Source organism: Stenotrophomonas sp. Iso1 (assembly GCF_027497995.1).
GTDB lineage: Bacteria > Pseudomonadota > Gammaproteobacteria > Xanthomonadales > Xanthomonadaceae > Stenotrophomonas.
In genome coordinates this window covers 963,458-977,765 of the sequence record NZ_JAODBT010000001.1, presented here as the reverse complement: position 1 = coordinate 977,765, position 14,308 = coordinate 963,458, and the positions used below count along the sequence as shown (strand labels likewise).

Here is a 14,308-nt window from a genome sequence, read left to right as displayed (position 1 = left end):
GCGAAGCGCGCAACGCGGGACGCGGGACGCGGGACGCGGCAAGGAAGTCACACTGCGAGCATTTTTGTTTCGGAATAGCTCTCTGCTTCGCCGCATAAGCCGCTCCTCCGAAGAGCTGGACGCCGCCGAACTCCGGGGCAATCACTGACAATGCCTTCGACCAGATGCAACAAAGCCCCGCATTGCGGGGCTTTGCTGTCTGCTGCAACGTGCGATAGGTCAGACGTTGAAGCGGAAATGCAGGATATCGCCTTCCTGCACGCGGTATTCCTTGCCTTCCAGACGCAGGCGACCTGCTTCCTTGGCACCGGCTTCGCCGCGGTACTTCATGAAATCCTCGAAGGAAATCGTCTCGGCGCGGATGAAGCCCTTCTCGAAATCGGTGTGAATGACTGCCGCTGCCTGCGGCGCAGTAGCGCCCTTGCGGACGGTCCAGGCACGTACTTCCTTCACACCCGCGGTGAAGTATGTCTGTAAGCCCAGCAGGCTATAGGCAGCGCGGATGACGCGATTCAAACCCGGCTCGGCCAGGCCCAGATCCGCCAGGAAGGTGTCACGGTCTTCGTCGTCCAACTGCGACAGCTCTTCTTCAATCGCAGCCGACACCGGCACTACTTCAGCACCCTCGGTAGCGGCGCGGGCGCGCACGGCGTCCAGGTGAGGATTGTTCTCGAAGCCATCCTCCAGCACGTTGGCGATGTACATCACCGGCTTGAGGGTGAGCAGGAACAGGTCGCGGACCAGCGCCTTCTCTTCTTCGTCCAGGCCTGCTGCACGACCGGCCTTGCCGTCAGACAACGCGGCCTGCAACTTGGCGAGCACCGGCTTGCGTGCCGCTGCATCCTTGTCGCCCCCCTTGGCAGCGCGCTCGGCGCGGTTCAATGCCTTCTCAACGCTGTCCAGATCGGCCAGTGCCAACTCGGTGTCGATCGTGTCGATGTCCGACAACGGATCCACCTTGTTGTTGACGTGGATGACGTCGTCGTTGTCGAAGCAACGCACCACGTGGGTGATCGCGTCGACTTCGCGGATGTGTGCCAGGAACTTGTTGCCCAGGCCTTCGCCGCTGGCAGCACCCGCCACCAGACCGGCGATATCTACGAACTCAACCGCCGTCGGCACAACCTTCTGCGGATTGATGATTTCAGCCAGCTGGTTCAGACGCGGGTCCGGAACCGGCACGATGCCGACATTCGGCTCGATCGTGCAGAACGGGAAATTGGCCGCAGCGATGCCCGCCTTGGTCAGTGCATTGAACAGGGTCGACTTGCCTACGTTGGGCAGGCCGACGATGCCGCATTTGATACCCATGCTAACTCCACGATTCGAGATTCCGGCTTGCGCTCTCCACCAGGCTTTCGCCCGTGAAACCGCAAGCCGCAATCATGGCCGGGCGGTATGCAACCGCTTCATGGCCTCATTGAAATCACCTGCCACTGCCAGTGGCATCACGTCGATGGCCGCATCAATGGCCTGCTCCATCAGCACCGCATCCTGCGGCGAGGGACGGTTCAACACCCAACCCACCACACGGTCCTTGTGACCCGGATGGCCGATACCCAGACGCAAACGGTGGAACTTGCCGTGGCCAAGCAGGCGAATGGTGTCACGCAGGCCGTTCTGGCCACCGTGCCCACCGTCGAACTTGAGCCGCGCCACGCCGGGCGGCATGTCCAGTTCGTCGTGTGCAAGCAACGTCTCTTCCGGCTCGATCTTCCAGAACCGCTGCGCAGCGGTCACGGATTTACCGGAAAGATTCATGTAGGTCGCCGGCTTGAGCAGCCACACCGGCTGTCCGTCGATATCGACTTTGGCAACTTCTCCGAACAGCTTGCTTTCAAGCGTCCAGCGGGCACCCTGCCGCTCTGCCAGGGCCTCAACGAAATGAAACCCGGCATTGTGCCGGGTCCGGGCGTGTTCGGGTCCAGGGTTCCCCAAACCGACGATCAGTCGCAAGCCAGTCATCTGTCAGATGCATCCGTTGTGCCCGCCCCGGGGGACGGGCACAACATGCCGATTACTCGGCCGATGCCTCTTCTTCTTCAGCGTCAGCGATCTTGGCGATGACGACTGCGTCGTCGTGGCCCTTGCCCAGCTTCAGCGCCGGAATTTCCACGCCAGCCGGCAGCTTCAGGCCCGACAGATAGATAACGTCGCCAGCCTTCAGCTCGCCCAGATCGACTTCGATCGACTCCGGCAGGTCCTTCGGCAAGCAGGCGATTGCCACTTCCTTCAGCTCGTGGGTGACCAGCACGTCGGCAGCCTTGCCAGCCGGCGAGGTGTCTTCGTTGATGAAGGTCAGCGGCACCGAAGCGTGCAGCACTTCGTTTTCGTTCACGCGCTGGAAATCCAGGTGCATGACGAGCTGCTTGTACGGGTGACGCTGCATGTCACGCAGCAGCACCTTCTGGTTGGTGCCGTCGAGGTTCAGGTCGATGATCGACGAATAGAACCAATCGTTGAACTGGGCCAGCCAGATTTCGTTGTGGTTGAACTGAACCATCACCGGCTCACGATCACCGCCGTAAACGATACCCGGAACCACACCGGCGTGACGCAGGCGGCGGCTCGCACCCTGACCTTGCATGTCACGACGGGCGACTTTGATTTCGTGGGACTTTGCCATGTTGACTACTCTAGGTTGATGCAACGCCTCGCGACGCTGCGTAAAGACTCTTCCGCGACCAGAAGAGCCCGGTGCGGCCCCCCGCCGAAGCCGGGGACCGGAAAATCAATCCACGTACATCGAGCTGACCGACTCACCGAAGGCGATGCGGCGCATCGTCTCGGCCAGCATTTCGGCCACGCTGATCTGGCGGATCTTGGGACAGACGCGAGCCACTTCGGAAAGCGGAATAGTGTCGGTCACCACCAGCTCGTCGAGCTGGGAGTTGTTCAGGTTGTCCACCGCCGGGCCCGAGAGCACGGCGTGGGTGCAGTACGCAGCCACCTTCAGCGCGCCACGCGCCTTGAGGGCAGCAGCGGCAGCACACAGGGTGCCGGCGGTGTCGACGATGTCGTCGACCATCACGCAGGTCTTGCCTTCAACATCACCGATGATGTTCATCACGGTGGCGACGTTGGCTCGCGGGCGGCGCTTGTCGATGATGGCCAAGTCGGCATCATCCAGGCGCTTTGCCACGGCGCGGGCGCGTACCACGCCACCAACGTCCGGGCTGACCACGATCAGATTGTCCGTGCCGTAGGCGCGCCAGATGTCGGCGAGCAGCAGCGGCGAGGCATAAACATTGTCCACAGGCATGTCGAAAAAGCCCTGGATCTGGTCGGCGTGAAGATCGACCGTGAGAATCTGGTCGGTGTTCACGGCCGAGAACATCTTTGCAGCAACCTTTGCCGTGATCGGCACACGCGAGGAACGCATGCGACGGTCCTGACGGGCGTAACCGAAGTACGGCACCACCGCAGTGACGGAAGCGGCGCTCGCGCGCTTGAGCGCGTCGATGATCACCAGCAGTTCCATCAGGTTTTCCGCACTCGGGGCGCCGGTGGACTGGACCACGAATACATCCTGCTTACGCACGTTTTCCTGGATCTCGACCTGTACTTCGCCGTCGGAGAACTTGGAAACCAGCGCCTTGCCCGGCCTCACCCCCAGTTCCTTGCAGATGCTCTGCGCAAGGTGTTTGTTGGCGTTGCCGGAAAAGACCAGCAGGTTCGGGGAATCTTGCATGACAGCTCTCTCGGGCGGGGGCGAGTAGCGGAAGGATCGGGATTACAGCAGTGATGGCGCGTATTGCGGGTCGCGCACATCCATTGTGCTTACAACCTTGGGGAAAGGAGTGGCAGGGGCGGTAGGATTCGAACCTACGAATGCCAGGATCAAAACCTGGTGCCTTGGGCCTCTTGGCGACGCCCCTGCATCAAACAATTCCCGTCGTATCCAGTACATCAAGCAGTGGCGAGCGATCAACGCCCGCAGCTACCCATGCCCGCAGTTCCTTCGGCAATTTCGCCAGGCCCTGCTCTGCAGCAACGCGCGTGGTGAACTCGACGAAACAACCGCTTCCCGACCCTGTGAGCCGTGCTCGACCGATACCTGACAAGGTCTGGAACACTGCCTCGATGGCGGGTTCCTGACGCCGCAGTACCGGCTCGAACGCATTTCCGAGGACGGTCCCGGAAGCGAAGTCCGCTATTTTCACGGGCGCAGCATCCCGCGTCAAATGCGGCGAGTGAAAAAGTTCAGCCGTGGGTACGTGAACACCCGGATCTACCAGCACATACCAAGCCTTTGGCAAGTTGATTGCTTGCAGTTTTTCACCCACGCCTTCGGCCCAGGCACTGTGTCCGCGCGCAAATACCGGCACGTCAGCACCCAACTGCAGGCCAATGATCGCCAGCGCATCCTCACTCAGACCGGTGCCCCACAGGGCGTTCAGCGCCACCAGCACAGTGGCGGCATCGGACGATCCGCCGCCGAACCCGCCGCCTGCAGGGATTCGCTTTTCAACCCGGATGTCCGCACCTTGCCTGCAATTGGAGGCATTTTGCAGGGCAATCGCCGCACGAACAACCAGATCATCGGACTCCGCCACACCCGGCACCGAAGGGCCATCGCGGTGTATACGGCCGTCTTCACGCAGGCGCAGGCCGATGCGATCCCCCCAATCCAACAGGCGGAATACAGTCTGCAGCTCGTGATAACCATCTGGCCGACGGCCAGTGATATGCAAAAACAAATTCAGCTTGGCCGGTGCTGGCCAATATGACCAACCCGCCTCTTCGACCGCCGTCATTGCCCGCCAGCGCCCCATTCATCAACGATCAGGCGCACTTTGGCGTCGCCATTGACGGCCTCGATCCTACGCGGCAGCGACGGGCGACCGGCTTCGGCCGGGTACCAATCCAGGTAATCAACTTGCCAACCCTGCTGGCGTAGAACGCGCGGGCGACCGTCGGCATCGAAGCCCTGGTGGTCTGGCGCGCCGGCCATCTGCGCCGGCAGGCCTCGCACCCAATCGGGCAGCTGCTCGACCGGTATCTCCCAGCCGGTGGCCTGCAGCAGCACCTGGCTGGCGTCATCACCGCCACGCGGACCACCCTCTAGTCCCTCCAGTCGCGCTTGCTCGCCGGCACCGCCGGTCAATTGCCAGCTCTGCCGGGTGACCGGCGCCGACAGACTGACCCGGTAGCGTTCATTCTGTTGCTGCCAGTCGATGCGGCCGTTGCCACCATTGCGGCCTTTGCTGATCGCCACCCGCCCCTGGAACGACCACTCCGGTTGCGCGCGCAGCGTTGCCTGTCGCACTTGCTCGGCAGCCATGGCCTGTTCGGAGACGCGCTCCACCTCCGCTGCCACCGGTGCTTTCTGCCGCGTGGAGACCGAACTACAGGCGCCCAGCGCGCCCGCCACCAGCAATACCAGTGGCGCTCGCCACATCATTATTGTGTTCATACGCCAAATTTCTCGATCGCACGCTGCAGCGCGCGGTTGTCTGGATCCAGTTTGCGGGCCTCGTCGAAGAAGCGTCGCGCTTCTTCCTTGTTACCCATCACCCACAGCACTTCGCCGACATGTGTGGCGATTTCCGGATCCTTGTTCAGGCCCCAGGCGCGGCGCAGATGCACCAGCGCCTCTTCGTTGCGACCCAGCCGATAGAGCACCCAGCCGTAGCTGTCGACGATGGCGGCGTTGTCCGGCTCGGCCACGCGCGCGCGGTCGATCAGCTCCAATGCTTCCTGATAACGCTGCGTGCGGTCGGCCAGGGTGTAACCCAGCGCATTGAGCGCGGCGACGTTTTCCGGTTCGGCCACCAATATCTTGCGCAGATCCGCCTCGGCACGCGGCACGTTGTCGTTGCGCTCCCAGGACAGCGCGCGGGCGTACAACAACGCGCTGTCGTCCGGATACGCGGCCAGGCCACGGGCCAGCACATCCATCTCTGCATCGGCATTGTTCTCGCGCTGCTGCAGCTCGGCTTCCAGCAGATACGCATCGCGGCGCAGGTCATCATCCACCGCCGCATCGGCCTGGATGGCATGCACTTCGGTGGTGGCCTGCACCTTTTCGCCCATCAGGTACAGCGCATTGACGGCGCGCAACTGCGCCTCGCCAAGCAGCGGACCACCCGGCACGCTGTGGTACCAGTCCACGGCCTCCTGATAGCGCTTGAGGTATTCGGCAATCTTGCCCAGCAATAAGCGTTGATCCGGGTCCGGCTTGCTGGCCTTGGCCGAGATGTCCCGATACAGCGCCAACAGCGCCACGTCGTCTTTCTGTTTGGCCAGCAACGAGGCACGCATGCCCCAGGTCTGCAGGTTCTGCTCGCCGACCGCCAGCACGTGCTCGGCCGCCTTGGGCTCACCAAACATGTCATAGGTGATGGCCAGCGCATTGCGCAGTTCTTCATCCTGCGCGGCCTTGGGCTCCACATTCTTGAGCAGGGCCAGCGCCTCGTCCTTCTTGCCGGACTGGTTGAGCTGGGTGGCATGCAGCAGGGCCACGCGCGGCTCGTCCGGGAAGCGTTTGACCACTTCACCCACCATGCGGCGCGCCAGCTCAGGGCGCTCCATGCGCAGTGCCAGACGGCCGAACTCCTGCCAAGCCTCCAGATCTTCGGGGATGGCATTGGCGTCGACCAACTCGCCCAGCACCTGCGCCGGCACCGCTGGGTCACGGCCACCGGTTGCCAGCGCCAGCAGCGCGTAGCGCCAGGCACGGGGTTCGGAGGAATGCAGTACCGCCAGCAGCTCTTTACGAGCCAGGCGGGCGTCGCCCTTGCGCATGGCCAGCGACGCGCGGGTCGCGCGCACGGCTACCGCGCTCGGATCGCGCTGCGCCCATAGCGCCAGCGCCTGACTGGCGCCGGCATCGTCGCCGGCCAGCATGGCGATGCGGGTAGCCCGTTCGGCCAACCCAACATCTCCTTTCGCCTCCTGCGCAGCCAGCAGATACCAGCGCGCCGAGTCGGCCAACTTACCGGCCTGCAACGAAAACTCGCCGGCCAGCACCGGAGTCATGGGGTCTGCTGCTTCAGCCGCCACGGGAGCCTGGGTGGCCCGTACAGGGGCCGCCAGCACCGGGAAAACCGGCAGAGAAAACAACAGAACGCTGCATATGCGATGGAATACGGGCATCTGACGCGACCGGGCCGTAAAATGGCGGCCTTCAACAGCCAGCAGCTTATCGCAAGCAACTGAACAGATGACCTTGTGGGTGCTCGGACTGAATCACCAGACTGCGCCGGTAGAACTGCGCGAACGTGCTGCCTTTGGCGGTGACGCTTTGCCGCGCGCGATGGATTCATTGCGCGAGGCAGCGCAACTGACTGAAGCGGTACTGCTGTCCACCTGCAACCGCACCGAGCTGTACGCGGTGGCCGAGGACAGTCAGGCGTTGGCCCATTGGCTGGAACAGCATGCCGGCAACCTGCAGGGCTATCTGTACCAGCACAGTGAAGGCGAGGCGGTGCGCCACCTGTTCCGCGTGGCCACCGGGCTGGACTCAATGGTGCTGGGCGAGCCGCAGATCCTGGGCCAAGTGAAGGATGCCTGGGCGCGGGCGCATGACAGCGGCGTCATCGGCCACCAGCTCGACCGGCTGTTCCAACAAACCTTCTCGGTCGCCAAGCGCGCGCGCACCGATACCCGCGTGGGCGCCAATCCGGTGTCGGTGGCTTCCACCGCCGTGCGACTGGCGCAGGATTCGTTCGCGCGGATGGACGAATCCACCGTGCTACTGGTCGGTGCCGGCGAAACCATCGAGCTGGCCGCCAAACACTTGAGCGAAGCCAAGGTGAAGCGGTTGCTGATTGCCAACCGCACCCTGGCCCATGCGCAGGACCTGGCCACCCGTCATGGTGGCGTCGCCCTGCCCCTGAGCGAGCTGGAACGGCACCTGGGTGAAGCGGATGTGGTGTTCTCAGCTACCGCCGCCCGCGAGCCGGTGATCCTGGAAAGCCACGTCACCAACGCCTTGCGCTCGCGCAAGCACAAGCCAATGTTGTTGTTTGACCTGGCGGTGCCGCGCGATATCGAGGCCGGCGTGGGCAAACTGGCCGACGCTTACCTGTACAGCGTTGATGACATGGAACGGGCCGTGGAAGAAAACCGCCGCAGCCGCCGCGAAGCCGCCGCCGAGGCCGAAGCCATCATCGACCTGCAGGTTGGCCGCTACCAGGACAACCTGCGCGCCGCGCAGCTGCAGACCCCGATCCGCCAGCTACGCGCCTTTGGTGAAGCGTCCCGCGCGGAACTGCTGGCCAAGGCACGTCAGCAGCTGGCCTCCGGCAAGGACACCGACGAGGTGCTGGAGCAACTCGCTCACGGCCTGACCAACCGCCTGCTGCACCCGCCAACCGCTGCCCTGCGCCAAGCCGCGCTGGACGGCGATACTGACCTTACCCGCGCCGCCGAGCGCCTGTTCCCGGCCACACCCGGGTATCAACACCCTGTAGTGAGGACCGATGACGCCGACCCTGCGCCGTAAGTTGCTGGCACTGGCCGAGCGCCGTGAAGAACTGGAACGCCTGCTCTCCGATCCTGCCGTGGTCGCCGACAACGAGCGCTTCCGCAACTTCTCCCGCGAGTTTTCTCAGTTGGAGCCAGTCGCCAACGCGCTGGCTGCCGAAACACGCGCCAAGGCTGATCTGGCCTCGGCTGAAGCAATGCGTGCCGATCCTGAACTACGCGAATTGGCAGAAGAAGAAATCACCGCCGCTCAGGCCCGCCTGCAGGCGCTGGACGAAGAACTGGCCCTGCTGCTGGTGCCACGCGACCCACGCGACGAAGGCAACCTGTTCCTGGAAGTACGCGCCGGCACGGGCGGCGATGAAGCGGCCATTTTCGCCGGCGACCTGTTCCGCATGTACGCCCGTTATGCCGAGCGCCAGGGCTGGAAAGTCGAAATCGAATCGGACAACCCGGGCGAGCACGGCGGCTATAAAGAAGTAGTGGCGCGCGTGGTTGGGCGCGGTGCGTATTCGCGACTGAAGTTCGAATCCGGCACCCACCGCGTCCAGCGCGTGCCCGCCACCGAATCGCAGGGCCGCATCCATACCTCCGCTGCGACGGTGGCCATCATTCCTGAAGCTGACGATGTGGAAGAGATCGTCATCAACCCGGCCGATCTGCGGGTGGATACCTATCGTTCCTCTGGCGCTGGTGGCCAGCACGTCAACAAGACCGAATCGGCAATCCGCATTACTCACATGCCGAGTGGCGTGGTGGTGGAATGCCAGACCGAGCGCAGCCAGCATGCCAACCGCGACAAGGCGATGAAGCGGCTGAAAGCACAGTTGCTGGATGCCGAGCGCAACAAGCTGGCGGCAGCGCAAGCGGAGTCGCGGCGATTGCAGGTCGGCAGCGGTGATCGCAGCCAACGCATCCGTACCTACAACTTCCCGCAGGGGCGCATTACCGACCATCGGGTGGAGGGCCTGACGTTGTATGACCTGCCCAACATCATCGAAGGCGAGCTGGACGCGTTGGTGAGCCGCCTGCAGCACGAACATCAGGTGGATGAACTGGCGCGGTTGGCCGAAGGCACCTGATCTGCGGGGGTGGTTGCTTCCGTGGTTGCCGGTGAAAAACCGCATCGGCGAAAGAGGCCGGCGCCTGAGCAACGCTCCTGCACTTTGCTCAAGGCAAAGCACTGAGCAACTGCGACGCTGACGGCAACAGCGAGAACAAAAGCAAAACAAGGCAAAATCGCGGCACAGCATCAATGCAGCCATTCCCATGCCCAACCCACTGAGCGAACGCGAGCAATTGCGCGCAGCCGTCACGCGCCAACCCAGCGACTTCATCGCCTGGGTCATGTTGGCCGACGCCGAACTCAGCGCAGGCGACACAACCGCCGGTGAAACCGCCGCGCAACGTGCACTGCAACTGCGCGCAGACCATCCCGAAGCCCTCGCCCGCCTCGGTCGCGCCCGCTGGATGCAGGGCCGCCACGACGAAGCCGCGGCGCTACTACAACGCGCTTGCCAGTTGGCGCCACAACATCCCGGCATGGCGCTGTGGCTGGGCCATGTTCTTGAAGATGCCAATCAACCCGAAGCCGCCGCCGACGCCTACCGTCGCGCGCATCAGTTGGCACCGGAGGAGGCCTACATGGCGGCGCAGCGGCTGAACTGGCAGCGTCGTCTGTGCGACTGGCGCGAGCTTGATGGTTTGTCGCAGCAGGTGCGTACCGCTGTCGCTCAGGGCAATCCGGCCGTGGAGCCATTCGCCTTTCTCAGCGAAGATGCCAGTGCTGTCGAGCAGCTCGCCTGTGCCCGGCAGCGCGCGCGGGTTCTGGCGCAATCCATCCCTCGCTTACCCGTCGCTCACGTGCGCAGGCATGGCCCACTGCGGATTGGATTCCTGTCCAACGGCTTTGGTGCGCATCCAACCGGCCTGCTCACGGTGGCGCTGTTTGAACAACTCCGCACCCAACCGCAGTTGCAGGTGCACTTGTTCGCATTGAACGCCGATGACGGCAGCAGCATCCGCCAGCGTCTGCAGGCCGCTGCGCACACGCTGCACGATGTTTGCGCGCAGCCGCATGTCGCCATCGCACGCCGCATCCGTGATGCCGGCATCGACCTGTTGTTCGACCTGCGTGGCTGGGGCGGTGGCGGTACGCCGGAAGTGCTGGCAATGCGCCCAGCGCCCGTGCAGATCAACTGGCTGGCCTACCCCGGCACCTCGGGTGCGCCGTGGGTGGATTACGTGCTGGCCGATGATTTCGTGCTGCCGCCGCAGCGCGAACCCGCCTTTAGTGAAAAGGTGCTGCGCCTGCCGCGCGCCTTCCAGCCGTCGGACAATACGCGCGTCGTCGCTGAGCCGCCTTCGCGGCATGATTGCGGGCTGCCGGATCAAGGCGTGGTGTTCTGCTGCTTCAACAACAGTTACAAGCTCAATCCGCGCAGCGTCGGCCGCTTGCTGGAGGTACTCAAGGGCGTGCCGGACAGCGTGCTGTGGCTGCTGTCCGGGCCCGGCAAGGCCGACGATCGACTGCGTGAAGTCGCGCGACAGAACGGCGTGGAACCCTCGCGGTTGGTCTTCATGCAGAAGCTGCCGCACCCGCAGTACCTGGCACGTTATCGCCACGCTGATCTGTTCCTGGACACGCACCCTTACAACGCACACACCACGGCCTCCGATGCCTTGTGGGCCGGCTGCCCGGTGCTGACGACGCCCGGTGAAACGTTCGCCGCACGCGTGGCAGGCAGCCTCAATCACCACTTGGGGCTGGGCGACATGAACGTGGCAGATGATCGCGCTTTCGTCGAAACGGCCATCGCCCTGGGCAACAACCCGGACGCACGGCTGGCGCTACGTCAGCAGCTTGCCACGGCGCGCGACGGCGCCGGGCTGTTCGACATGACAGGTTTTGCGGCGGACTTCTCGGCGCTGCTGCAACCACTCGCCCGCGCACATGGCTGGCAGGGCCCTGACGCCAGCTGACACATCGCTGCGCTAGGCTCGGCACTCCAGACCGGGAGTAGCCATGGCCAAGCTCAAGCGCAAAGAGTACGAACAGCTGCTGAAACCCATGCAGCTGGAGCTGGCCAATATGGCGCGTTGGGCCCAGCACCGGGGGCAGCGGGTGTTGGCGCTGTTTGAAGGCCGCGACACCGCCGGCAAGGGCGGCGTCATCCAGGACCTGGCCGAGCACCTCAACCCCCGCCAATGCCGCGTGGTCGCGCTACCCAAGCCGACCGACCGCGAGGATACGCAGTGGTATTTCCAACGGCATATCGCGCACCTGCCGGCCGCAGGCGAGATCGTGTTGATGGATCGCAGCTGGTACAACCGCGCCGGTGTGGAAAAGGTGATGGGCTACTGCACCGATGCGCAGTACCAGGCCTTTCTCAAGCAGGCGCCGGTGTTCGAAAAGATGCTGGTGGATGACGGCATCCTGTTGTTCAAGTACTGGCTGTGCGTTGACCAGGCGCAGCAGGAAAAGCGCTTTGCCGAACGCCGCGAAGATCCGCTCAAAGGCTGGAAGCTGTCGCCGGTGGACTTGAAGTCACGCCAGGCCTATGACGAGTACACGCAGGCACGCGAGGCCATGCTGCAAGCCACGCACACCCAGCATGCGCCGTGGACACTGGTGGATTTCAACGACCAGAAACGCGGCCGGCTGACGTTGATCCGTGATCTGCTCGACCGCCTGCCGGACACGCATACCGACGAGCCGCTGGTGGAGTTGCCGCCGCTCAAGGGCAAGCTGAAGCACGAGAAATTTGGCGCGGTGAAGCCGCTGCCTCCGGTCGCGCTAAGCATGGATGCGCCGTAGGCGTTTTCATGTTTGGGCGGAGAGCTGTCGTTTGAAGCCCCTCTCCCGTATACGGGAGAGGGGTTGGGGTGAGGGGAAGCTTTCTGGAAGCTTTCTGGGAGCTTTTTGGAAGCTTTAAAGCCCCCTCATCCGCCCCTGCGGGGCACCTTCTCCCGTTTACGGGAGAAGGGAAAGGAGTTCTTAGCAAGCTTCATTCTCCGCGATCCGCTTACACCGCCTTACCACCAGCAGCAGTAATCGCCTGCTCGATCTCATGCGCGTTGACCGGCCCCAGGAACTGCTTGGCGACCTTGCCGTCCGGGGCGATCAGGTAAGTCATCGGCAAGCCGCGCGGGGTGGCGAAATCCTTGGGCGGGTTGTAGGTGTCAATGATGGCAATGGGATAGGCCACCGGGTGTTCCTTGAGGAAAGCCTGCATTTCGTCCAGCTCGATGTCTTCGTAGGCCAGCCCGATCACTTCCACGTTGCTGCGCATGGCGTGCAGGGCCGACAGCTCTGGCATTTCCTGCAGGCACGGCGCACACCAGGTCGCCCAGAAGTTGACCACCACCCACTGCCCGCGATGGCTGGCCAGATCGTAGGCCTTGCCGTCCACCGTCTGTACCTGCAGCTGCGGCACGTCGGCAGTCTGTTGCACCATGCCGGGTTGCGCCGGTGCTGTCGGTGCAACGGCTTCGGCTGGGGCGGTGGGCGCTGTCTGCGGCGCGGCATCTTGTTGCCCGGGTTTGCAGCCCGCCAACAACAGGGCCAGCAGCGCAAAAGGGAGCAGCTTGGGGGTCATCGAGAATCTCCAGTGTTCGTGTAGATGTCGTCCACGCGACGCTTGAGCAGCTCGCGCAACGGCACGCGTAGTTCGTCCAGCGCACGGCACGCCGCCTGACCCAGGTCGTCGTCGCGGAAAGGCAGGTATTCCTCGGCCACGGGAATGCGCAGCTGCGAGCTTTCGTACAACTCATGCAGGGTGATGCGATCCAGATCACGTGCCAACAGCCAGTGGCCCTGCTCGTCACGGCGCAGCACGTGGATGCTTTCCATCTGCTCAAGCAACTGCTGCAGCAGCGAATCGGTGAGCATCGGTTCCAGCGTCAATATCTGTTCTTCGTCCAGGCCCCTGCCCTGCTCGCGTGCTTCGCGGAAACGCCCCAGCAGACGCAACAAGCCGTACAGCTCACCGCCCTGCGGCAAGCGGAATGCCACCGGTTGGTAACGGAATGCAGCAATGGACGAGGCCAGCGAAGCGCCCAACAGCACCGACACCCAGCCCAGGTAGATCCACAGCAACAGGATCGGCACGAAGGCCACCGTGCCGTACAGCTTCTGATAGGACTGGAAGCTACCCAGATACAGGCCCATGCCCCACTTCACCAGCTCCAGCATCAGCACTGCCAGCATCGCGCCGGGAACGGCATGACGCCACTTCACGGTGTGGTGCGGCACCACGCGGTAAATCAGCATCACGCAGGCGATTTCGATCAATACCGGTGCCAGGCGCAAGCCAAGATCGGCCAACCAGCGCCCCTCCGTGGTGCCGAACAACGGCAGCGACAGCACCTTGGCCGAAACGGCCAACGAGGCAGCGGCCAGCAACGCGCCCAGTGTCAGCACCGTCCAATAGACCAGGAAGCGGGTGAGCTTGGGCCGCGCGGAGGCCACACGCCAGATACGGTTGAAGGTCTGCTCGACGCTGTTGAGGGTGATCAGCAGCGACACCACCAAAGCGATGAAGCCGGCGGCGGTCAGTTGCCCGGCGCTGGCCGAAAATTGGCGCAGATAGCCTTCGGCCGCACGCGCCGCCGAGGGCACGAAGTTGGAGAACACGTAGTCACTCAGTGCTTCACTCCAGCGGTCGAACATCGGGAACGCGGAGAGCACGCCAAACACCACGATCGCCAGCGGCACCAGTGCAAACACGGTGGTGTAGGCCAATGAGCCGGCCGCCTGAAACAGGCGGTCATCAAGAAAACGGCACCACAGGAAACGCGCGAAGCTGATGTTCCGCGCCCGGTCGCGCACGCGTTCCATCCATAGATTGAGTGAGTCCAATGGTTCCATGCGGCAAGG

The 14,308-nt window shown here is 63.5% G+C and carries 13 protein-coding genes and 1 tRNA gene; 4 read left to right on the top strand and 10 right to left on the bottom strand.

Annotated features, from left to right (window positions below; translation table 11 throughout):
* Window positions 1–219 precede the first annotated feature (219 nt).
* From ychF to PAN08_RS03990, 8 genes are all read right to left on the bottom strand, one after another.
* On the bottom strand, window positions 220–1,311 hold the full coding sequence (gene ychF, locus PAN08_RS04025; protein ID WP_269790242.1) for a redox-regulated ATPase YchF: 1,092 nt from the start codon (window positions 1,309–1,311) through the stop codon (window positions 220–222).
* A gap of 72 nt (window positions 1,312–1,383) precedes the next feature.
* Window positions 1,384–1,965 (bottom strand): aminoacyl-tRNA hydrolase, encoded by a 582-nt coding sequence (pth, locus tag PAN08_RS04020; protein ID WP_269790241.1) that lies wholly within the window; start codon window positions 1,963–1,965, stop codon window positions 1,384–1,386.
* Between the two features lie 52 nt (window positions 1,966–2,017).
* Complete coding sequence (locus PAN08_RS04015; RefSeq protein ID WP_269790240.1) at window positions 2,018–2,626, bottom strand: 50S ribosomal protein L25/general stress protein Ctc; 609 nt, start codon at window positions 2,624–2,626, stop codon at window positions 2,018–2,020.
* Between the two features lie 105 nt (window positions 2,627–2,731).
* Window positions 2,732–3,691 carry a ribose-phosphate diphosphokinase gene (locus tag PAN08_RS04010; protein ID WP_057633081.1) on the bottom strand — a complete coding sequence of 320 codons (960 nt, stop codon included), beginning with the start codon at window positions 3,689–3,691 and terminating at the stop codon, window positions 2,732–2,734.
* Between the two features lie 110 nt (window positions 3,692–3,801).
* A tRNA-Gln gene (locus PAN08_RS04005) sits at window positions 3,802–3,878 on the bottom strand.
* A gap of 3 nt (window positions 3,879–3,881) precedes the next feature.
* A complete protein-coding gene (gene ispE, locus PAN08_RS04000; RefSeq protein WP_269791163.1) occupies window positions 3,882–4,757 on the bottom strand; it encodes a 4-(cytidine 5'-diphospho)-2-C-methyl-D-erythritol kinase in 876 nt (291 codons plus the stop codon).
* Complete coding sequence (gene lolB / locus PAN08_RS03995) at window positions 4,754–5,416, bottom strand: lipoprotein insertase outer membrane protein LolB (RefSeq protein WP_269790239.1); 663 nt, start codon at window positions 5,414–5,416, stop codon at window positions 4,754–4,756. Before lolB ends, ispE begins: the two co-directional genes overlap by 4 nt.
* Window positions 5,413–7,098 carry a tetratricopeptide repeat protein gene (locus PAN08_RS03990; protein ID WP_269790238.1) on the bottom strand — a complete coding sequence of 562 codons (1,686 nt, stop codon included), beginning with the start codon at window positions 7,096–7,098 and terminating at the stop codon, window positions 5,413–5,415. Before PAN08_RS03990 ends, lolB begins: the two co-directional genes overlap by 4 nt.
* Window positions 7,099–7,165: 67 nt before the next feature.
* On the opposite strand from PAN08_RS03990, the gene hemA reads away from it, so the two are divergent.
* From hemA to ppk2, 4 genes are all read left to right on the top strand, one after another.
* Window positions 7,166–8,449 (top strand): glutamyl-tRNA reductase, encoded by a 1,284-nt coding sequence (hemA, locus tag PAN08_RS03985; RefSeq protein WP_269790237.1) that lies wholly within the window; start codon window positions 7,166–7,168, stop codon window positions 8,447–8,449.
* Window positions 8,427–9,512: a peptide chain release factor 1 gene (prfA, locus tag PAN08_RS03980; RefSeq protein ID WP_269790236.1), complete on the top strand. Its 1,086-nt coding sequence runs from the start codon at window positions 8,427–8,429 to the stop codon at window positions 9,510–9,512. Before hemA ends, prfA begins: the two co-directional genes overlap by 23 nt.
* A gap of 187 nt (window positions 9,513–9,699) precedes the next feature.
* Window positions 9,700–11,412 (top strand): tetratricopeptide repeat protein, encoded by a 1,713-nt coding sequence (locus PAN08_RS03975; RefSeq protein WP_269790235.1) that lies wholly within the window; start codon window positions 9,700–9,702, stop codon window positions 11,410–11,412.
* Window positions 11,413–11,455: 43 nt separating this feature from the next.
* A complete protein-coding gene (gene ppk2 / locus PAN08_RS03970; RefSeq protein ID WP_269790234.1) occupies window positions 11,456–12,247 on the top strand; it encodes a polyphosphate kinase 2 in 792 nt (263 codons plus the stop codon).
* A 208-nt stretch (window positions 12,248–12,455) separates the two neighbouring features.
* Here ppk2 and PAN08_RS03965 read toward each other — a convergent pair whose 3' ends face one another.
* Window positions 12,456–13,028: a TlpA disulfide reductase family protein gene (locus tag PAN08_RS03965; protein ID WP_269790233.1), complete on the bottom strand. Its 573-nt coding sequence runs from the start codon at window positions 13,026–13,028 to the stop codon at window positions 12,456–12,458.
* Entirely contained in the window at window positions 13,025–14,299 is a 1,275-nt protein-coding gene (locus tag PAN08_RS03960) for a YihY family inner membrane protein (RefSeq protein ID WP_269790232.1), read from the bottom strand. The genes PAN08_RS03965 and PAN08_RS03960 overlap by 4 nt, the downstream gene beginning before the upstream one ends.
* Between the last annotated feature and the right edge of the window lie 9 nt (window positions 14,300–14,308).